The organism is Synechococcus sp. CB0101 (genome assembly GCF_000179235.2).
In the GTDB taxonomy this organism is placed as follows: Bacteria; Cyanobacteriota; Cyanobacteriia; order PCC-6307; family Cyanobiaceae; genus Vulcanococcus.
In genome coordinates this window covers 1,673,475-1,691,857 of sequence record NZ_CP039373.1, presented here as the reverse complement: position 1 = coordinate 1,691,857, position 18,383 = coordinate 1,673,475, and the positions used below count along the sequence as shown (strand labels likewise).

Here is an 18,383-nt window from a genome sequence, read left to right as displayed (position 1 = left end):
GAGGTTCAGCCGGCGGTGTGTCTGAACACCCGCCGGCTTAAGGCCAGGCCAGCCAAGGCACACAACAGCCCCAGCGCCAAGCTGACGGCAATCAGCAGCAGCCCCCAGGCCGGACGACCGGCCTGGATCAGCTTGGCCACATCAAGCATCCAGCTGCTGAAGGTGGTGAGGCAGCCGCAAAAACCAATGCCGAGCAGCAACACAAAGCTGGTGCGGCGCGGGATCGGCCCGGCCAGGAACCCGAGGATGAAGGAGCCGAGCAGGTTCACCAACAGATCGGCACCAGCAGTGCCCCCGAGATGCGGGCCTAGCTGCACGCCGCTCTGCCAGCGCAACAGGGCACCTGGCACGGCTCCCAAACCCACCAAAGCCAACTCCCTGAGCTCAAAGCTCAGCCGGCGGGCCTCCAGCTGATCAGCCACCGATCACCATCCCCGCCGCCACGGCCAGTAAACCGGCCGCCACCGAGCCAGCCATCAAGCCAGCGGCTTGGCGTCTCTGCTCTCCCAGCCAGGCTTGCAAGAGCTCCACCGCGAACGTGGAAAAGGTGCTGAGGCTGCCCAAGAAGCCAGTGGCGAGAAGCAAAGCGATCTGCTGATTAGGACCACACCGGCCCGCCAGAGCCGCTATCAATCCGAGCGCAAAACAGGCCGTCACATTCACACCAAAGGTGGCCCAGTGCTTGCGCGGCACCAGGGGCTCGAAATGGTTCACCAGCCGGAATCGCAGCCAGGCACCCGGCACGGCACCGATCGCCACCAGGAGGGCATCTCGCATGGCCTCAGGCCACGGCAAGCCAGCCACGCCGGTCGCCAGCGTGCACCTGAACCCACTGCTCACCGCCGTGTTCCCGCCAACTGCGGACCACCCGAAGCGGTTGATCGGCGTGAATCTGAGCCAGGGAAGGGGCTTGTTGATCGGGAGCAGCCTGCAACGCATGGCTGCTGGTGCTGAGCAGGGGCTCACCGGTGGTGCGGCGCCGTACTTCCGGTTGGCGTCGGTCGGCTCCTCCGGCAGGCAGAGCTACAGGCGCGAACAACGCGAAGGCAAGTACGGCGCCCCAGCGCCAAGCGCCAAGACGTGATTCAGCCGATGCGGTGATGGAGCACCCCATTCAGATATCCAGCTGCGCCAGATCGAGCTCGGCGCTGTGGGTTTCGATGAATTCGCGGCGGGGAGCCACCTTGTCGCCCATCAGGATTGTGAAGATGCGGTCGGCTTCGGCAGCATCTTCGATCTCCACACGCTTCATCGTGCGCGTGGTGGGATCCATGGTGGTTTCCCAGAGCTGCTGGGGCATCATTTCGCCCAGACCCTTAAAGCGCTGAATGGTGTAGTTGGCCTTCTCGCCGAAACCTTCCACCACGCGCTTGAGATCGCCTTCGTTATAGCAATAGCTGTGGTTCTTACCGCGCTCCACTTTGTAGAGCGGCGGACAAGCGATGTAGATATAGCCGCCTTCCACCAGCGCCTTCTGATAGCGATAGAAGAAGGTGAGCAGCAACGTGCGGATGTGGGCGCCGTCGACGTCGGCGTCGGTCATGATCACGATGCGGTGGTAGCGGAGATTCTTTTCGTCGAACTCTTCGCCTTTGATGCCGAGGCCTAGGGCTGTGATCAGGGCCTGGATCTCGGTATTTTTGTAGATCTTGGCGTCGTCGGTTTTCTCGATGTTGAGGATCTTGCCGCGCAGCGGCAGGATCGCCTGGAAGCGACGATCGCGCCCTTGCTTGGCTGAGCCACCGGCGGAATCGCCCTCCACGATGTAGATCTCAGATTCACCGGGATCGCGGGAGGAGCAGTCGGCGAGCTTGCCGGGCAGGGTGGAGCTCTCGAGCACGCTCTTGCGGCGCACCAGCTCGCGGGCGCGGCGGGCAGCCTCAGCTGCGTTGAACGCTTGGATCGCCTTCTCGAGGATCAGATCGATCACCGAGGGGTTGAACTCCAGATATTCGCTGAGGGCCTCGCCCACGAGCGAATCCACGATGCCGCGCACCTCGGTGTTGCCGAGCTTGGTTTTGGTTTGGCCCTCAAACTCCGGCTCGGGCACCTTCACCGAGAGCACAGCGGTGAGGCCTTCGCGGATGTTCTCACCAGCGAGGTTGGCATCAGCATCCTTCCGCTTGCCGCGCTTCTTGGCGAAGGCGTTCAGGGTGCGGGTGAGAACGGTTTTGAGACCCTCGATGTGGGTGCCGCCATCCACGGTGCGGATGTTGTTGGCGAAACCAAAGATGTTGTCGGAGTAGGCATCCACGCACCACTGCAGGGCTGCCTCCACCTGAACTCCGTCTTTTTCGGAGTTCACATAAATGATGTCGGGATGGAGGGCGTCCTTCTCGGCATTCATGTAGGCGACGTATTCCTTGATGCCGCCTTCGTAGTGATAGATCTCCTCGTGGGCGGCACCCTCGGCGTTGCGCGCTGCCGGGCGCTCATCGCGGAACACGATGCGCACGCCACCGTTGAGGTAGGCGAGCTCACGCAGACGCGCCGAGAGGGTGTGGTAATCGAACTCGATCCCGCCCGTGAAGATCTCGATGTCGGGCTTGAAGCACACCGAGGTGCCCGTGCGGCTGGGATCGGCAGCGGGCTTGGACGCCAGCGAGCCGATCGGAGCACCACGCTCGAAACGCTGCAAGTGCTCCTGCCCCTGACGGTGGACGGTGACCTCCACCCACTCCGAAAGGGCGTTCACCACCGACACGCCCACGCCGTGCAGGCCGCCCGACACCTTGTAACCACCGGCGCCGAACTTGCCGCCGGCGTGCAACACCGTGAGCACCGTTTCCAGAGCGCTCTTGCCGGTGCGGGGGTGCACGTCGGTGGGGATGCCGCGGCCGTTGTCGGTTACGGCGCAGCTGCCGTCCTCATTGAGGACGACGAGAATTTGGTCGCAGTGGCCGGCGAGCGCCTCGTCCACCGAGTTGTCGACCACCTCGTACACCAGGTGGTGCAGACCACGGGGCCCGGTGGAGCCGATGTACATGCCCGGGCGCTTACGCACCGGCTCCAGGCCTTCCAGCACCTGGATCTGCTCGGCGCCGTAGGCAGCCTGAACTTTGGTGGCTTCGCTCATGGGTTCCGGCGGGGGCACGTCTTCCCGCCGCAAGAGCCCGTTGGCAAGCGCGGCAAGGGGCAGGGAGGCGCGCAAAGGCCGTGCCTGAAGGCCCAATTTACCACCGATGCAATAGAGGCGCTTCTGATGGCCACTCCGCGCGCTTTTCGGCAAGGGGTGCAAGCAGCGGCGCTCCGGCCCACCGGCAAAGTGCCCGAATGAGCCAAGCCGAGAGCCTCGCCACAAGCTGCCATCCACGGCCCGATCAGCCCCTGGTGATCGTGCTGCTGGGCCCCACCGCCAGCGGCAAAACGGCTCTGGGCATCGAGCTGGCCCAGGCCCTGGATCTGGCGGTGCTGTCGGTGGATTCGCGCCAGCTCTACACCGAGATGGATATCGGCACCGCCAAGCCCACGCCGGCCCAGCGGGCAGCGGTGCGCCATGAGCTGCTGGATCTACGCCGCCCTGATCAACCGATCAATTTGCAGGAATTCCGCGCGGAAGCAGAGCAGGCCATCGCTGCGGAGCACACCCGCCGCGGCATCGCCCTGCTGGTGGGCGGCAGCGGCCTTTATCTCAAAGCGATCACCCAGGGGATGACGCCTCCAGCAGTGCCACCGCAGCCCCAGCTGCGGGCACAGCTCGAAGCCCTGGGCCAGCCCCTTTGCCACCAGCTGCTAGTGGGCGCCGATCCAGCGGCCGGCGCGCGGATCATGCCCAACGACGCTGTTCGCACCCAGCGGGCTCTCGAGGTGCTTTACGCCACCGGTGTGCCGCTCAGCGCTCAGCAGGGAGCTACGCCACCGCCTTGGCGAGTGCTGGAACTCGGGCTGGATCCACCCGATCTGCGCCAGCGCATCGCCTCGCGCACCGCCGGCCTCTACGCCGAAGGGTTGGTGGAGGAGACCCGGCGCCTCGTGGAGCGCTACGGCGCCGACTGCCCACTGCTCGACACCATTGGTTACGGCGAAGCCCGGGCCCTGCTGCGCGGTGAGCTCCAGGAGCCAGAAGCGATCGCGCTCACCACCCGTCGCACCCAGCAATTCGCCAAGCGCCAGCGCACCTGGTTCCGCCGCCAACACCAGCCGCTCTGGCTGGATGGGGTCGATCCGCTGCAGCAGGGATTACAGGCGATCGAGCGCGTCCTAGGGTGAAGGGTGAACAGCTTCTGTTTTCTCTTCGTCCTCTCGCCCGCCTGAATGCCACCCCGTCCCCGTTTTGACCGCCGCGCTCCCGTGCGGGAGCTCCCCAACATCAACGACCGCATCAGTTACCCCCAGTTGCGGGTGGTGGATGCCGACGGCAGTCAGCTGGGGGTGATCACGCGGGAGGCGGCCCTCGAGGTGGCCAAAGACCGCGAGCTCGACCTGGTGCTGGTGAGCGAGAAAGCTGATCCGCCGGTGTGCCGGATCATGGACTACGGCAAGTTCAAGTTTGAGCAGGAGAAGAAGGCCAAAGAAGCGAAGAAGAAGTCGCATCAAACCGAAGTTAAAGAGGTGAAGATGCGCTACAAGATCGACCAGCACGATTACGACGTGCGCATCGGTCAGGCCTCTCGCTTCCTCAAAGCCGGCGACAAGGTGAAATGCACCGTGATCTTCCGCGGCCGCGAGATCCAGCACACCGCCCTGGCTGAGCAGTTGCTTCGGCGCATGGCCAAGGATCTCGAAGAGAAAGCCGAGATCCAGCAGGACCCGAAGCGCGAGGGCCGCAACATGATCATGTTCCTCACGCCGCGCAAAACCCCGCTGGCCAAGGAAAAAGAAGCCGAAGCCGCTGCGAGCAAAGCCGTGCGCACGATCGAAACGCCGCGGCAACAAGCCGCCGCTGCAGCCAGCGAGGGCTGAAGGTCAGCCCGATCCGCCGTTAGTCCACAACCGGACCAAGCTGGAACCTCCCGCAGGGCGTGGATGCGCACTGTCAACGTGCATGAGGCGAAAACCCATTTTTCGCGCTTGATTGATGCCGCTCACGCTGGTGAAACCATCGTGGTGGCCAAAGGCGGAAAGCCTTGGGCCCGGCTCGTGCCTCTGGAAACTCCCGCGCCGCAACGCCAACCCGGCGTTCTGGCCGGCCAGCTCCAATTGCCGCCTCCGGAGATTTTGCTGGAGGCTCTCCCTGAGGATGAGTTGCGGGCTTTCGAGATCCCACTCCCTTGAGCGTGGATCATCCGTTGCTGCTCGACACCCACGCCTTGCTCTGATGGCTGGCGGAGCCATCCAGGCTGTCCGGGGCAGCATCTGCAGCGATCGCAGAATCGTCGAACCAGGTGTTCGTGAGTGCGGCGACGGCCTGGGAGCTAGCCACCAAGGTGCGTCTTGGAAAACTCGAGATCGCCGAACCCCTTCTGAGTGATCTGCCGTGTCTTCTGGCTGCTCAGGGCTTTGAACTGTTGTCCGTTGATCTCAGGCATGGGCTGAGAGCCGGCGGCTACCCCCATGCTCACCGCGATCCGTTCGATCGCCTTCTGGTGGCCCAGGCGGAGCTGGAATCACTCACGCTGGTGAGCATCAATGCTGCCCTTCGCGACTTCCCCTGCCGGCTGCTTTGGTGAGACGGGGGAAGCCAATCAACAGCTCAACCATCAGAGCGCCTCACTGAACAGCTCAAGCATCGCCGCCCAGCCTGCTGCTGAGGCTTCAGGGTGGAAATCTCCACGGGCTTCGCACATGTAACCATGGCCGGCCCCCGGAGCCAGCACGAAGCGATGGCGGCCGCCGGGCACCGCAGCCAGGGACTGGTTGATGGCGCTGAGCTCCTCTGGGGGCATCAGCGGATCCTGATCGCCGCAGAAACACCACAACCGGCCGGGAATCTGCGGCACATCCGCGAGCGTGGGAGCACCACCTCCGGGCCGATCGGTGGAGACGCGCGCGCCATAGAAATCGCAGGTTGCGGCAATCACCGGCAGGGTGGCCGCCAGCATCGCCAGGTGGCCTCCGAAGCAAAAGCCCACGCAGCCGAGCGGCTTGCTGGCGAGCCCATCAGCGCTGTGGTTGCGCTGCAGCCATGCGGCGGCAGCCGCCACGTCGGCGCGGAGCTGATCGGCGCGCACCTGATCGCGATGCTCACGCCCCAGGGCAAGACCGGCCTCGTTGTAATCAGCCTCCAAGTGCGGGGCCGTGCGCCAAAAGGTGCTGATCGCCAGAGCGGCATAACCCTGTTCCGCCAAGCGATCCGCCACGCTGCGCACCCAGCCGTTCACGCCGAACACCTCCGGCAGCACCAACACGGCGGCGCGGGGGGCCTCAGGCCGAGCCCACCAAACGGGCATCACGCCTTGGGGAGTCATCACCTCAGTCCAATTCGCCTGAATCGCCATCGCGTCGGGGTGCAGGAGTGATGGATCGCGACTAACCGCGCGATTGACCACATCAGAACACCTGCAACACACGATCCAGGTTTTTGTACAGATTGGACAGAATACGGATGCGCGCGCCGCCAACCACAACCGGCACACCCGCTTATGCCGGGATTGCAATTGTCACCGGCTCCAAAGCTCCGTATGGTGGCGCCGCAGCGTTGTGCCACTCCGATTTGCGGTTCCACATTCAGCAGGACAGCGACATCCCAGCGTCGAGCCAGCTGTACAACCAGATCTGCTTTGCGATCGCCGCGCGGCACTTCCCGCCGGGCCATCGATTGCCGAGCACGCGCCAGCTGGCAATGCAGACCGGCCTGCACCGCAACACAATCAGCAAGGTGTACCGCCAGCTGGAGAATGACGGCGTGGTGGAAGCCATGGCCGGCTCCGGCATCTACGTGCGCGATCAACAGAATCCGCGCGAGATCAAGCCCGCCCCGGGCCCCCGCAGCCGCCACCTGCCCGACATCGACCGGGAGGTGCGCCAAAGCGTGGATGGGTTGCTCAACGCCGGCTGCACCCTCCAACAGGCCCGCGATCTGTTCACCCGCGAGATTGATTGGCGCCTGCGCTGCGGCGCCCGGGTGCTGGTGAGCACCCCTCGCGAAGACATCGGCGCTTCGATGCTGATCGCCGAAGAGCTCACCCCCCACCTGGAGGTGCCCGTTGAGGTGGTGCCGATGGAAGAGCTCGAAAGTGTGCTTGAGAGTTCCAGCAACGGCACGGTGGTAACGAGCCGCTACTTCCTCCAGCCCGTGGAGGAGATTGCGCGCCGCCACAGCGTGCGCGCCGTGCCGGTAGACCTCAACGACTTCCGCCACGAACTCGATCTGCTAAAAGACCTCAAGGTCGGCAGCTGCGTGGGCCTGGTGAGCATCAGCCCCGGCATCCTGCGGGCCGCGGAGGTGATCCTGCACAGCATGCGCGGCAATGAGCTGCTGCTGATGACGGCCACGCCGGATGTGAGCAGTCGCCTGCTGGCTCTCTTGCGGGCCTCCAGCCACGTGCTCTGCGATCGCCCCAGCCTGCCGCTGGTGGAGCAGAATCTGCGCCAGAACCGCGCCCAGCTGATGCGCCTGCCCCAGGTGCACTGCGCCCAGAGCTACCTGGGCAGCGCCACCATCAATCTACTGCGCAAGGAGATCGGCCTGCTGGCGGTCTGAAACCGCTCGGGGCGCCGTTTCAATCCAACTGCCACTCCTCCACCGCCACGCCCGGGATGCGGTGAAATTCGCGCGCGTTGTTGGTGATCACCACGCTGTCTTCCGCTAGAGCGTGGGCGGCAATCATCAAATCAAGGTTGCCCACGGGTGTGCCCTTGGCTTCCAGCTGCGCCCGCAAGCGGGCGTAGTGGTGCGTGGCCGCCAATGGCCAATCACGCAACTCAAACCCGGAGAGCCAGGCCTCAACGGAACCGCGAAATCGGCTGGACCCCAGCTTTTCCGCCCCGAATCGCAATTCCGCCGCCACGATGGCGGAAAGCCAGAGCTGCCGGCGATCGAGCTGGCGGAAGCGCTCCACCACCTGCACGGGGCGCTTGCGCAGCACATAGCTGCAGATATTGGTATCGAGGGTGCGCCTCACGCCCAGTCGCGCTCCTGGGGCTGCTGATCCTGGCGATCCTCCAAAAACTCCACGGGCAGCGGAGGGTGATCGGCATAGAAGCGCTCGAGCCAATCGCCCAACCCCTCAGAAGGATCGGCGCAGGGCTGCACCCACAAACCGTCGCCGATGGGCTCGATCTCCACATCCGGCCCCCGTAGCCGCAGCCGCGCCGGCAAGCGCAGGGCCTGACTGCGGCCACTCATGAACAATCGCGCCCGCACCACAGCCTCACCGTCATATCTCATTGTCATACTACTTTTGCCGCTCGGCGCGCCGCACGCCAGACTCTGCCGATGCTCAACGCCCTGCGCGCCGATCTGGCGATCATCAAGGAGCGCGACCCGGCAGCTCGCGGGGTGCTGGAGATCCTGTGCTGCTATCCAGGCCTGCACGCCCTCACGCTGCATCGCTTCAGCCACAGCCTGTGGCGCTTGCGCTGGCCGTTCACGCCCCTGGCCGCCAGGGTCCTGAGCCAACTGGGCCGCTGGCTCACCGGGATTGAAATCCACCCCGGCGCCCAGATCGGCAAAGGCGTGTTCATCGACCACGGCATGGGCGTGGTGATCGGTGAAACCGCCGTGATCGGTGATCAGTGCCTGCTGTATCAAGGGGTAACCCTGGGGGGCACCGGCAAAGCCCACGGCAAACGCCACCCAACCCTGGCCGCGAACGTGGTGGTAGGCGCCGGCGCCAAGGTGCTCGGGGCCATCAAGGTGGGTGCGAACACGCGCATCGGGGCCGGTTCGGTGGTGCTGCGCGATGTGGCGCCAGACAGCACCGTGGTGGGCATCCCCGGCCGCGTGATCCACCAGAGCGGCGTGCGCATCGACCCCCTCGCCCACTCGGCCCTGCCGGATGCCGAAGCGCGGGTGATCCGCAACCTGATGGAGCGGATCGATCAGCTGGAAGGGGAGCTGGCACGCACCCAGGCCTGCCTGCGGGAGCTGGCGGCGGGGCGGCCGCTGCTGGAACCCTGCCGCGGCGAAGCTCAGAGCCTCAAGGACCGTGAGATTCTTGAGTTTCTCGGTCAGGATGAGCGAGCGTAATCGTGTTGGGTTTTCCACGATCACTACTGCAACACCGCACGCTCCTCTGGAGATTGACCCAACGGGAGGTGGCTGGTCGGTATCGCGGCTCGGTATTGGGTTGGAGCTGGAGCCTCCTCAACCCATTGTTGATGCTGGCCGTCTACACATTTGTGTTTTCAACGGTCTTCAAAGCGCGTTGGCCTGATCTCCAACAAGCTGGTCCACTGGGGTTTGCAATCAATCTCTTCGCGGGGCTGATCGTGTTCAACCTGTTTGCTGAATGCATCAGCAAAGCACCCACGCTCATCTTGAGCCAGCCAAGCTACGTTACAAAAGTGGTGTTTCCGCTGGAGCTATTGGCTGCAACCAGCGTAGCTGCCGCCGGTTTTCACGCATGCACCAGTCTGATTGTGCTTGGGGTCTTTGAACTGATGGCCATCGGGTCGATCCCAATCACGGCACTTTGGCTACCAGTGGTTTGGCTACCTCTTCTACTTGGCTGCCTTGCGCTTGGATGGCTACTGTCAGCTCTAGGCGTTTATTTGCGGGATCTTCCACAACTGGTCAGTGTTGGACTCAGCGTTTTGATGTTTCTCAGTGCCATCTTCTATCCGGTTACAGCACTGCCAGAGCGCTGGCAGCCCGTCCTTCTTGCTAACCCTCTGGTGCTGGTGATCGAACAGACACGGCGCGTACTGATCACTGCTGAAGCACCAAGTTTTCTCTATCTTTTGATCGGGATTCCTGCCAGCCTCATCCTATGTGAATGGAGCCATCAGCTCTTTGGGCGAGCACGCCGCGGTTTTGCAGACGTGATCTGAAAACGAGCCATGGATACCGAACCAGCCATCAAGGCCAAGGAACTAAGCAAGTGCTACCGAGTCTTCCGTTCACCTAGGGGCAGGTTGCTGCAGGGGCTCTGGCCAGGCAAGCGCCGTTTCTATGAACCGTTTTGGGCTCTAAGAAATGTGAGTTTCCGCCTCGAAAAGGGCCGCACGCTTGGAGTGGTGGGCCGTAACGGATCAGGGAAAAGCACACTTCTACAGCTGCTCTGTGGAACACTCACTCCAACCAGCGGATCCATGCAATGCAGGGGCCGAGTTGCGGCTCTACTGGAGCTCGGCAGCGGTTTTAATCCAGAGTTCACCGGGCTTGAGAACATCTACCTCAACGCGGCTCTGCTAGGGCTGAGCGATCGCGAAACAAACGAACGGCTCGACGCGATTCTCAGCTTCGCCGACATTGGCGATTTTGTGCAGCAGTCAGTTAAGACTTATTCCAGCGGCATGGCGCTGCGGCTCGCTTTTGCCGTGCAGGCCAACATCGAACCCGATGTGCTGGTTGTTGACGAAGCCTTAGCCGTAGGAGACGAGTATTTTCAGCGCAAGTGCTTCAATCACATCAATAGGCTCCGCGAGAAAGGTACAGCCATCCTGCTCGTGAGCCACAGCTGCCCGCAGATCATTAAGCACTGCGACGAGGCCCTGCTGCTCGACCACGGACAACTCCTCCTGCACGACACGCCCAAGCGCGTGGTGACGGCGTACCAACAACTGAGCAGCGCCAGCGGTGACAGCCCATGGGAAGCGGAACAAGCGCAAGCCGTGCAACCCCACACCACCGTGCGCTATCCGGAAAACGGAGGTGCGATCAGAGGACTTGAAATCCTGAATGGGATCGAGGAACCAATCAAATTGTGCGCCATGGGCGAACCATTCCGGCTGAGGTTCCACTACAGCTTGGACAAGCCTCTCGACAGGCGTGACCTTCAAGAACTGCATGCAGGTTGCAATCTCGCCACGCAGGACGGAATTCAGATCACAGGGCAGCGTTGGGACCCCACCGCTGAAGAGGTTAGGGCGCTTGAGCACGCCGACCGCTTCAGTCTCGACTTTCTATTCCGCGGCGGCCTGATCGCTGGCACCTATTTCATCAGTGCCGGCTTGTGGCGAGGTGAAGATCGACGTTTCCTGCATCGCATCGTTGATATCGACACCTTCAAGGTGGTAGAGCATGAGCCCAGCAGCACCTTCGGCCTTTGCGATCTGCGGGCAGATGCGCCGAAGCTAGTCACTTGCTGACTCAAACAGAGATCAGAAAGGGGTGTTGAGATTAATTGACCCAGGCTTGCGAAGTTCGCGGTAGGTCGAAGCGCTGGGGTCCCAACGACGACGGAGAGGATCATGGCCCGACAGCCGCATCACCAAGGCAATGGGCTGAAGCACAACCCAATAAACAACTCCCAACACGATCCGACCATTCACCCAGCCAAGGGCATGGCCTAGAGCCATCCAGGCTCGATAGGGGTGGCGCAAGAGGCTGGGAGCGCACAGACCCAAGATAAAGAGGGGGATGCCAACCCAGAAGGGCCAGACAATGGGTGGATGACGATGGAGAGCTGGCAAAAGCCAGCCGAACACCACGGCGATGAGAGAACCCACGACTAGCCCAAACTCTCGGAGTTGGCGGATTGAGGGAACGGGATGTGCAACGTTGTTAGCCATCAGTCGAGCTCAAATTCCTCCATCCAGCTCTGGTCATCGGGGGCCTGGGGCTGTTCATCCTTCAGCAAGAGGTGATTCTCGAGAACGAGAACATCCATATCCGTGCGCATGAAGCAGCGGTAGGCATCGGATGGCGTGCACACGATCGGCTCGCCACGAACGTTGAAACTGGTATTCACCAGGGTTGGGCAACCCGTGCGCTGCTGAAAAGCCTGGAGCAGTGCATGGAAGCGAGGGTTGGTCTGAGCGCTGACCGTTTGAACGCGAGCCGAATAGTCCACATGGGTGATGGCCGGCAAGCTCGAACGACACACATTCAGCTTCTCGATACCAAACAGCTGCTCCTCATCGCTCGTCATGGGCTGACACAGCTCCTTCTTCACAGGAGCCACCAACAACATATAGGGGCTGGGTTGAACGAGTTCAAATTGGTTCTGCACCTCTTCCTCCAGCACAGCGGGTGCGAAAGGGCGAAAACTCTCGCGGTATTTGATCTTCAGGTTCATCACACTCTGCATCGTGCGGTTGCGTGGATCTCCCAGGATCGACCGCGCGCCTAAAGAGCGTGGTCCAAATTCCATACGACCGTTGAACCATCCCACGACCTTGCCTTGATCGAGATAGTCGGCGAGCCGGGCAAAGAGCTCATCATCTGGCAGTTCATGAGATGGAGCAGACAGTGCATCCAACTCTTTAGCGATAGTGGCGTTGCTGAAGCTTGGCCCCAGATAAGTGCCACGCATCGCGTCGCCGGCACGGACCAAGCGCTCAGGGTGATTGTGATACCAGCCCACCAAAGCCGCACCCAGAGCAGACCCTGCATCGCCGCTGGCGGGCTGGATCCAGATGTGTTCAAACAAACCCTCCCTGAGAAGCCGACCGTTGGCCACGCAGTTGAGGGCTACACCTCCGGCTAGACAGAGATTCTTGGCACCGGTTTCGGCCTGAAGCGAGTGGGCAAGAGCCAGCACAATCTCCTCTGTCACGCGCTGAATCGACGCCGCGAGATCCATATGGAACTGCGTGAGCTCTGATTCAGGCCTGCGTGGTGGTTGACCAAACAACGTCGCAAAGCGACGACTCGTCATCCGGAAGCCACGATGGTATTTGAAGTAGCGGAGATCAAGCCGAAACGTTCCATCAGGCTTGACATCAACTAAATGGTCACGAATAAGATCTGCGTAAATGGGCTGCCCATAAGGAGCAAGACCCATCAACTTATACTCACCAGAATTAACCTTGAATCCGCAGTAATACGTAAAAGCCGAGTAGAGCAGTCCCAGGGAATGGGGAAAGGAGATGTCCCAGAGTGGCGTTAGCTCATGACCACGCCCCATCCAGGCTGTTGTTGTCGCCCATTCACCCACGCCATCCATGCAAAGCACCACAGCCTCCTCAAAGGGGCTGGGGTAAAACGCCGCAGCAGCATGGGATAAATGGTGCTCGCTGAACAACAACGGCGGGAGGGAGGCACTACCATCTGTGCGAAGTTGATTCAACTCGTCGCGGAGTGCTTGCTTCAGGAAAACCTTCTCGCGCAGCCATACGGTCATGGCCGAGATGAACGAGCGTGAGCCCCTCGGAGCAGCCCCGATATAGGTTTCCAGCAAGCGCTCGAAGGTGAGAAGCGGTTTCTCGTAATAGACAACAGCGTCAAGCTGCTCGAGGGCCAAACCTCCGATCTCCAGACAAGCCTGAATCGCGTGACGCGGGAAACCTGCATCGTGCTTTTTGCGACTGAAGCGCTCCTCTTGCGCAGCGCTCACAACCTCTCCATCCAACACCAAAGCAGCAGCGCTGTCGTGGTAATAGCCAGAGATACCCAGAATGGCTGTCATCGGAAAAGTCCCCGTAGCTTGGCCATCGTCGAAACGGAGGTTTTGACCGTGGTGCTCCCATAAGCCGAGAATTCCTGCTGCCGCCAAATGGGGTTGTTCTCGTAGAGACGCCTCAGGTCAGATGAGCGGAAATAACTCCCAAGATCCCGCGAGTATCGATTCTCATTATCCTTGGGGAAGCACAAAGGTGCTGATTGCAGAGGCAGCAACGGAACAATCTCCCGCTGCACATCCTCCTCAAGATGCTCGAGACGAATCACACCGCTACACCGCTCGATCCGGAAATACCTGAGCCAGTAATCTGCCGCAACCCAAACACCCCCCAACCTCAACGAGTAAAACAAACCACTTTTCACGGGCTCAAAGGGAATGTCAAGGCCCATTTTCAGGCGTTTGTGATGCCAATCACTCAAGAGCCACTGCGGTAGTCGCCGCAACGTGATGAACACAGGCCTGGATTCCATCTCATAGTCCCAGTCGGGCAAACGTGCTTCGATCGATTCGTGCTTGCTATCGAGCGACTGATCATCCGCCACAACCGAGGGAAGGCCCAACTCCGTGAACATCCGCGATGCACTGGTGCCCCCAGTTTTGGGAAGATGAAGCCAGATAAAGCGATCGCTGATGATCACGGATCACACTCCTGATTAGGCCGCCTGCGGAGCAGGTGCCGGCTGGAACATGAACATCGAATAGATCACATTGCGGCGCATCTGGGTCATCATCTCGAGGAACATGTCATAGCCCTCGTTCTTGTATTCGATCAGGGGATCCTTCTGGCCGTAGCCGCGTAGGCCCACGGATTCACGTAGGGCATCCATCGCCTGGAGATGTTCACGCCAGAGGGTGTCGATCTGCTGGAGAATGAAGAATCGCTCGGCTTCGCGCATCAGGCCGGGGCACTGCTGCTCGATCTGGCCTTCTTTGATGTCGTAGGCGTTGCGCAGCTGCTCCTGCAGGAAGGCTTTGAGCTCCTCCACCGAAAGGCCCCGGAGCTGCTCGGGTTTGAGATCTTCGAGCAGATACACGAATTCCTGCACCTTGCTCACCAGGCGATCGAGATCCCACTCCTCGGGGGGCAGGTCGGGGTTCACGTAGGCCTCCACGATGTCGGTCATGGTGCGCTCGCCGTAGCCCACCACCTGCTGCTTGAGCTCGCGGCCCTCGAGCACGCGCCGGCGCTCGGCATACACGGCTTTGCGCTGGTTGTTCATCACCTCGTCGTACTCGAACACCTGCTTGCGGATGTCGTAGTAGTACGTCTCCACCTTCTTCTGGGCACCCTCGAGGGAGCGGGTGAGCATCCCGGATTCGATCGGCATATCTTCCTCCACGCGGAAAGCATTCATCAGGCCGGCCACACGGTCGCCGCCGAAGATGCGCAGCAGGTTGTCTTCCAGGGAAAGGAAGAAACGGGTGGAACCGGGGTCGCCCTGGCGGCCGGCGCGGCCGCGGAGCTGGTTGTCCACCCGGCGGGACTCGTGGCGTTCGGTGCCGATCACATGCAAGCCGCCGGCTTCGCGCACCTGCTCATCTTCGCTGCCGGTGACCACCTCATATTCCGCCTTCACGCGGGCGATCATCGAGCGCAACGCCTGGATCTGAGCGTCGTCGGTAGGGGCTTTTTCAGCAGCCTGAGCGATTTTGTCTTCCAGCTCGAGCACGGTGAGCTGGCGGTCGCCCCAGGCCTTCACGAGATCGTGGGCCAGCTCGGAGAGGGAGTGCTCGGTGGCGTCGGTGAGGGCGCAAGGGTAGAGGGCGCCGATGGCACGCGCCTCGGAGGGAGCCTTGGCGGCGGCGGCACTGGAGGCGGCACCAAAACCGGGGGCTGCTTCGGGGGCACGCTGCAGAGGAACCGGCGGTTTGTGGCCTTCCTCGGGGCGCACCAAGCGCGGCAGCAGCACCTCGCGCAGCTTCAGACGCGCCATGTAGTCGGCATTGCCGCCCAAGATGATGTCGGTGCCACGGCCGGCCATGTTGGTGGCGATGGTCACGGCGCCGGCGCGGCCGGCCTGGGCCACGATTTCGGCCTCGCGCTCCACGTTTTCCGGCTTGGCGTTGAGCAGGTTGTGGGGAATCTGCTGTTCAGCCAACAGAGCCGATAGCAGCTCCGATTTCTCAACGCTGGTGGTGCCCACGAGCACCGGCCGGCCGGTTTTGTGCACCTCGGCGGTTTCCAGGGCCACGGCGCGCCACTTGGCCGTTTCGTTCTTGTACACCTGATCGGTCCAGTCGGCCCGGGAGCGAATCCGGTTGGTGGGAACGATGGTGACTTCGAGCTTGTAGGTCTTCTCGAATTCCACCTCTTCCGTTTTGGCGGTGCCGGTCATGCCGGCGAGGCGCGGGTAGAGCAGGAAGAAGTTCTGGTAGGTGATCGAGGCGAGCGTTTGCGTTTCGGGCTGGATCGGCAGACCCTCCTTGGCTTCGATCGCCTGGTGCTGGCCATCGCTCCAGCGGCGGCCAGGCATCACGCGGCCGGTGAACTCATCCACGATCACGGCATCGGATCCGCGCACGATGTAGTTCACGTCTTTGACGAACAGCTCCTTGGCTTTGAGCGCGTTGTTGATGTAGTGGGCCCAGGGGTCTTGGGGATCGAACAGGTCGCTCACGCCGAGCAGCTGCTCGGCCTTGGCGTAGCCCTCATCGGTAAGGGTGCAGTTGCGTTGCTTCTCGTCGACTTCGTAGTCGCCTTCAGGGTCGATGCCGTCTTTACCGAGTTCGGCGGCGCGCACCAAGGCGGCGGCCACTTCGGCGGCCTTTTGGTATTTCTCCTGGGGGCGCTCCACCTGGCCGGAGATGATCAGCGGCGTGCGGGCTTCGTCGATCAGGATCGAGTCGACTTCGTCGATCACGCAGTAGTGGAAGTCGCGCTGCACCACCTCGGCGATGTCGGCCGCCATGTTGTCGCGCAGGTAGTCGAAGCCGAGCTCTGAGTTGGTGGCGTAGGTGATGTCGCAGCCGTAGTTGAGTCGGCGGGTGGCGGGATCCATGTCTTGCTGGATCAGGCCCACCGAGAGGCCGAGGAAGCGGTGCACCTGGCCCATCCACTCCGCGTCGCGCCGGGCCAGGTAGTCGTTCACTGTGACGACGTGCACGCCCCGGCCGGTGAGGGCGTTGAGGTAGGCGGGCAGGGTGGCCACGAGGGTTTTGCCCTCGCCGGTTTTCATCTCGGCGATCTGGCCGTCGTGCAACACCATGCCGCCGATCAGCTGCACATCGAAGTGGCGCATGCCGAGCACGCGCTTGCCCGCTTCGCGCACCACTGCGAAGGCCTGCGGCAAGAGCTCATCGAGCAGTTTTCGCTCCCGTTCGAGGGTGGCCTCGAGGCTCAGGCCACGGTTCTGGCACTCGAGCTGCAAGGCGGCGAGCTTGCCGCGGAATTCAGTGGTGAGGCCGCGCAGGTCGTCGTCGGAGAGGGGAGCCACCTCCTCCTCCAGCAGATTGACGTCCGACACGATCGGCTGATAGCGCTTCAGCTTGCGGGCATTGGGATCACCCAGCAGCAGCTTGAGCATGGAATCGGGCCGATATGCGCTCCAAGCAGCCTACTGAGAGCGGGCAGGGCGGCCCCGGGCGGGATTCACGCCTGCAGCAGCCGGGGTCTTGTCGCCGGTGACGGCTAGTTGGCGGGAAAACTTGCGAGGAACGACGGCAAGACAACCAACAAGCAACACCCCGCACACCAAACAACACCAATTCTGCACATTCTGTACAGAATTAGCACCGGCACCAAACAGCCTGCCGCCGCCATCAGCGAGGGTAGACTGAAAGCAATCTTCTACCCAGGCAGTGCCATGGGAATGAACATCAAGGACCCCCAAGTCCACGCCATGGCCAAGGAGCTGGCGGCCCGCCGAGGCACAAGCGTCACCGACGCGGTGCGGCAGGCGCTGAACGCCGAGCTGGAACGGCTGCCGGATCCGCTGAGCGAAGCGAGCGTGGAAGCCCGTAAGGACGCTATTCGTGAGATCTGCCGCCGCACCAGCGCCCTGCCCGAATGGCAAGGGCTCAACAGCAAGCAACTCCAGGATGCCCTCTATGACGAGAACGGGCTGCCGGCGTGACTCACAGGCTCGTTGTTGACACCTCAGCCTTGATGGCATTGCTCCTGCGGGAGCCCGAGGCCGAGGCACTCCTCGATCGCGCCGCCCGCACCGAGAGCGTGCTGCTCTCCGCCGCGACGCGTCTGGAGCTCACGCTGGTGGCGGAAGGCAGCTGTTTCAACAGCACCAGCGCTGATCTCGAAGCTTTACTCAGCAACTTGCGCGTGCAGGTGGTGCCCTTCAACGCCGACCACATGCGCTGGGCGCTGCACGGCTGGCGCCACTACGGCAAAGGGCGGCACAAGGCTGCGCTCAATCTTGGCGACTGCTTCAGCTACGGGCTAGCCAAGTCGATGGATGCGCCGCTGCTGTTCAAGGGCGAGGATTTCCAATACACCGATGTGAAGGTGCCCGCTTGAGCGCCGCGCCCATCCAGCTGATCCGGCACCGCCGCGGCGCCTGGCGCCTGCGCCGCGCCCCGGGCCAGCTGCGCCAGCTGCAGCAGCTGCTGGATGCCCATAGCTTCTGGGCCAGCGGCCGCTCGCAACGGGAGCTGAACCGGATGCTGGCCGGGAGTCAGGCCGTGGTGAGCGCCTGGCAGGGCTCACACCTGGTGGGGTTTGGCCGCGCCACGAGCGATGGCGTGTTCCGCGCCGTGCTCTGGGATGTGGTGGTGGCCAGCGAGCACCAGGGCCGTGGTCTGGGCCGACGGCTCGTGGAGGCGCTGCTGCAGGAGCCGGCCCTGCAGGGGGTGGAGCGCGTGTATCTGATGACCACCAACAGCTCCGGCTTCTACGAACAGCTGGGCTTCACGGCCGTGGACAGCCAGCGGCTGATGCTGCTCCAGGGCCGCTAGAGGAGTGGCGCCAGCTGGCCCAGCCGGCAGCCGCGGCTTTATGAATCTCCTCGAGGCTTGCCGTGCGCTCCGAACGACCGACAAGCA

22 protein-coding genes are annotated in these 18,383 nt (G+C 62.4%); 12 read left to right on the top strand and 10 right to left on the bottom strand.

Annotation, left to right across the window (positions count from 1 at the left end):
- Positions 1-5: 5 nt before the first annotated feature.
- Together CB0101_RS09050 and CB0101_RS09045 are read right to left on the bottom strand one after the other, a co-directional pair.
- Entirely contained in the window at positions 6-422 is a 417-nt protein-coding gene (locus tag CB0101_RS09050; RefSeq protein ID WP_010312436.1) for a CrcB family protein, read from the bottom strand.
- Positions 415-777 (bottom strand): CrcB family protein, encoded by a 363-nt coding sequence (locus tag CB0101_RS09045; protein WP_010312438.1) that lies wholly within the window; start codon positions 775-777, stop codon positions 415-417. The genes CB0101_RS09050 and CB0101_RS09045 overlap by 8 nt, the downstream gene beginning before the upstream one ends.
- Between CB0101_RS09045 and CB0101_RS15400 the strand changes: the two genes are divergently transcribed.
- Positions 776-1,084 carry a hypothetical protein gene (locus CB0101_RS15400; RefSeq protein ID WP_168187970.1) on the top strand — a complete coding sequence of 103 codons (309 nt, stop codon included), beginning with the start codon at positions 776-778 and terminating at the stop codon, positions 1,082-1,084. The genes CB0101_RS09045 and CB0101_RS15400 overlap by 2 nt on opposite strands.
- 30 nt (positions 1,085-1,114) lie before the next feature.
- Here the strand turns inward: CB0101_RS15400 and gyrB are convergent, their stop codons facing one another.
- Positions 1,115-3,076 carry a DNA topoisomerase (ATP-hydrolyzing) subunit B gene (gyrB, locus tag CB0101_RS09035; RefSeq protein ID WP_010312442.1) on the bottom strand — a complete coding sequence of 654 codons (1,962 nt, stop codon included), beginning with the start codon at positions 3,074-3,076 and terminating at the stop codon, positions 1,115-1,117.
- A 197-nt stretch (positions 3,077-3,273) separates the two neighbouring features.
- Between gyrB and miaA the strand changes: the two genes are divergently transcribed.
- The 4 genes from miaA to CB0101_RS09015 all read left to right on the top strand — a co-directional run bounded on the left by miaA (position 3,274) and on the right by CB0101_RS09015 (position 5,609).
- Positions 3,274-4,209 (top strand): tRNA (adenosine(37)-N6)-dimethylallyltransferase MiaA, encoded by a 936-nt coding sequence (gene miaA / locus CB0101_RS09030; protein ID WP_010312444.1) that lies wholly within the window; start codon positions 3,274-3,276, stop codon positions 4,207-4,209.
- Positions 4,210-4,254: 45 nt separating this feature from the next.
- Complete coding sequence (infC, locus tag CB0101_RS09025; protein WP_010312446.1) at positions 4,255-4,902, top strand: translation initiation factor IF-3; 648 nt, start codon at positions 4,255-4,257, stop codon at positions 4,900-4,902.
- 63 nt (positions 4,903-4,965) lie between these two features.
- Positions 4,966-5,214: a type II toxin-antitoxin system Phd/YefM family antitoxin gene (locus CB0101_RS09020; protein WP_010312449.1), complete on the top strand. Its 249-nt coding sequence runs from the start codon at positions 4,966-4,968 to the stop codon at positions 5,212-5,214.
- Between the two features lie 47 nt (positions 5,215-5,261).
- A complete protein-coding gene (locus CB0101_RS09015; RefSeq protein ID WP_029553184.1) occupies positions 5,262-5,609 on the top strand; it encodes a type II toxin-antitoxin system VapC family toxin in 348 nt (115 codons plus the stop codon).
- Positions 5,610-5,639: 30 nt separating this feature from the next.
- Here the strand turns inward: CB0101_RS09015 and CB0101_RS09010 are convergent, their stop codons facing one another.
- Positions 5,640-6,347, bottom strand: coding sequence for a dienelactone hydrolase family protein (locus CB0101_RS09010; protein WP_246833731.1), 708 nt, complete (start codon positions 6,345-6,347; stop codon positions 5,640-5,642).
- 245 nt (positions 6,348-6,592) lie between these two features.
- Between CB0101_RS09010 and CB0101_RS09005 the strand changes: the two genes are divergently transcribed.
- Positions 6,593-7,582 (top strand): GntR family transcriptional regulator, encoded by a 990-nt coding sequence (locus CB0101_RS09005; protein ID WP_010312455.1) that lies wholly within the window; start codon positions 6,593-6,595, stop codon positions 7,580-7,582.
- A 19-nt stretch (positions 7,583-7,601) separates the two neighbouring features.
- Here CB0101_RS09005 and CB0101_RS09000 read toward each other — a convergent pair whose 3' ends face one another.
- Positions 7,602-8,003, bottom strand: coding sequence for a type II toxin-antitoxin system VapC family toxin (locus tag CB0101_RS09000; RefSeq protein ID WP_010312457.1), 402 nt, complete (start codon positions 8,001-8,003; stop codon positions 7,602-7,604).
- Positions 8,000-8,227, bottom strand: coding sequence for a hypothetical protein (locus CB0101_RS08995; protein WP_010312460.1), 228 nt, complete (start codon positions 8,225-8,227; stop codon positions 8,000-8,002). The genes CB0101_RS09000 and CB0101_RS08995 overlap by 4 nt, the downstream gene beginning before the upstream one ends.
- 33 nt (positions 8,228-8,260) lie before the next feature.
- On the opposite strand from CB0101_RS08995, the gene cysE reads away from it, so the two are divergent.
- From cysE to CB0101_RS08980, 3 genes are all read left to right on the top strand, one after another.
- A complete protein-coding gene (gene cysE / locus CB0101_RS08990; RefSeq protein ID WP_256360113.1) occupies positions 8,261-9,070 on the top strand; it encodes a serine O-acetyltransferase in 810 nt (269 codons plus the stop codon).
- A 2-nt stretch (positions 9,071-9,072) separates the two neighbouring features.
- Positions 9,073-9,873 carry an ABC transporter permease gene (locus tag CB0101_RS08985; protein ID WP_071778170.1) on the top strand — a complete coding sequence of 267 codons (801 nt, stop codon included), beginning with the start codon at positions 9,073-9,075 and terminating at the stop codon, positions 9,871-9,873.
- Between the two features lie 147 nt (positions 9,874-10,020).
- Positions 10,021-11,133 (top strand): ABC transporter ATP-binding protein, encoded by a 1,113-nt coding sequence (locus CB0101_RS08980; RefSeq protein WP_210409951.1) that lies wholly within the window; start codon positions 10,021-10,023, stop codon positions 11,131-11,133.
- A 12-nt stretch (positions 11,134-11,145) separates the two neighbouring features.
- Here the strand turns inward: CB0101_RS08980 and CB0101_RS15655 are convergent, their stop codons facing one another.
- Genes CB0101_RS15655 through secA form a run of 4 tightly spaced genes read right to left on the bottom strand, consistent with a single transcriptional unit; the run spans position 11,146 to position 16,912 of the window.
- Complete coding sequence (locus tag CB0101_RS15655; protein WP_010312464.1) at positions 11,146-11,556, bottom strand: SxtJ family membrane protein; 411 nt, start codon at positions 11,554-11,556, stop codon at positions 11,146-11,148.
- A complete protein-coding gene (locus tag CB0101_RS08970) occupies positions 11,556-13,394 on the bottom strand; it encodes a carbamoyltransferase (RefSeq protein WP_010312466.1) in 1,839 nt (612 codons plus the stop codon). Before CB0101_RS08970 ends, CB0101_RS15655 begins: the two co-directional genes overlap by 1 nt.
- Complete coding sequence (locus tag CB0101_RS08965; protein ID WP_136644067.1) at positions 13,391-14,026, bottom strand: hypothetical protein; 636 nt, start codon at positions 14,024-14,026, stop codon at positions 13,391-13,393. The genes CB0101_RS08970 and CB0101_RS08965 overlap by 4 nt, the downstream gene beginning before the upstream one ends.
- A gap of 15 nt (positions 14,027-14,041) precedes the next feature.
- Positions 14,042-16,912, bottom strand: a complete 2,871-nt coding sequence (secA, locus tag CB0101_RS08960; RefSeq protein WP_010312468.1) for a preprotein translocase subunit SecA — start codon at positions 16,910-16,912, stop codon at positions 14,042-14,044.
- A gap of 285 nt (positions 16,913-17,197) precedes the next feature.
- Here secA and CB0101_RS08955 point away from each other — a divergent pair, with 285 nt between their 5' ends.
- Genes CB0101_RS08955 through CB0101_RS08945 form a run of 3 tightly spaced genes read left to right on the top strand, consistent with a single transcriptional unit; the run spans position 17,198 to position 18,296 of the window.
- A complete protein-coding gene (locus tag CB0101_RS08955) occupies positions 17,198-17,461 on the top strand; it encodes a type II toxin-antitoxin system VapB family antitoxin (RefSeq protein WP_029553186.1) in 264 nt (87 codons plus the stop codon).
- On the top strand, positions 17,458-17,859 hold the full coding sequence (locus tag CB0101_RS08950; RefSeq protein WP_256360102.1) for a type II toxin-antitoxin system VapC family toxin: 402 nt from the start codon (positions 17,458-17,460) through the stop codon (positions 17,857-17,859). The genes CB0101_RS08955 and CB0101_RS08950 overlap by 4 nt, the downstream gene beginning before the upstream one ends.
- Complete coding sequence (locus CB0101_RS08945; RefSeq protein WP_136644066.1) at positions 17,856-18,296, top strand: GNAT family N-acetyltransferase; 441 nt, start codon at positions 17,856-17,858, stop codon at positions 18,294-18,296. The genes CB0101_RS08950 and CB0101_RS08945 overlap by 4 nt, the downstream gene beginning before the upstream one ends.
- The last annotated feature ends 87 nt before the right edge of the window (positions 18,297-18,383 follow it).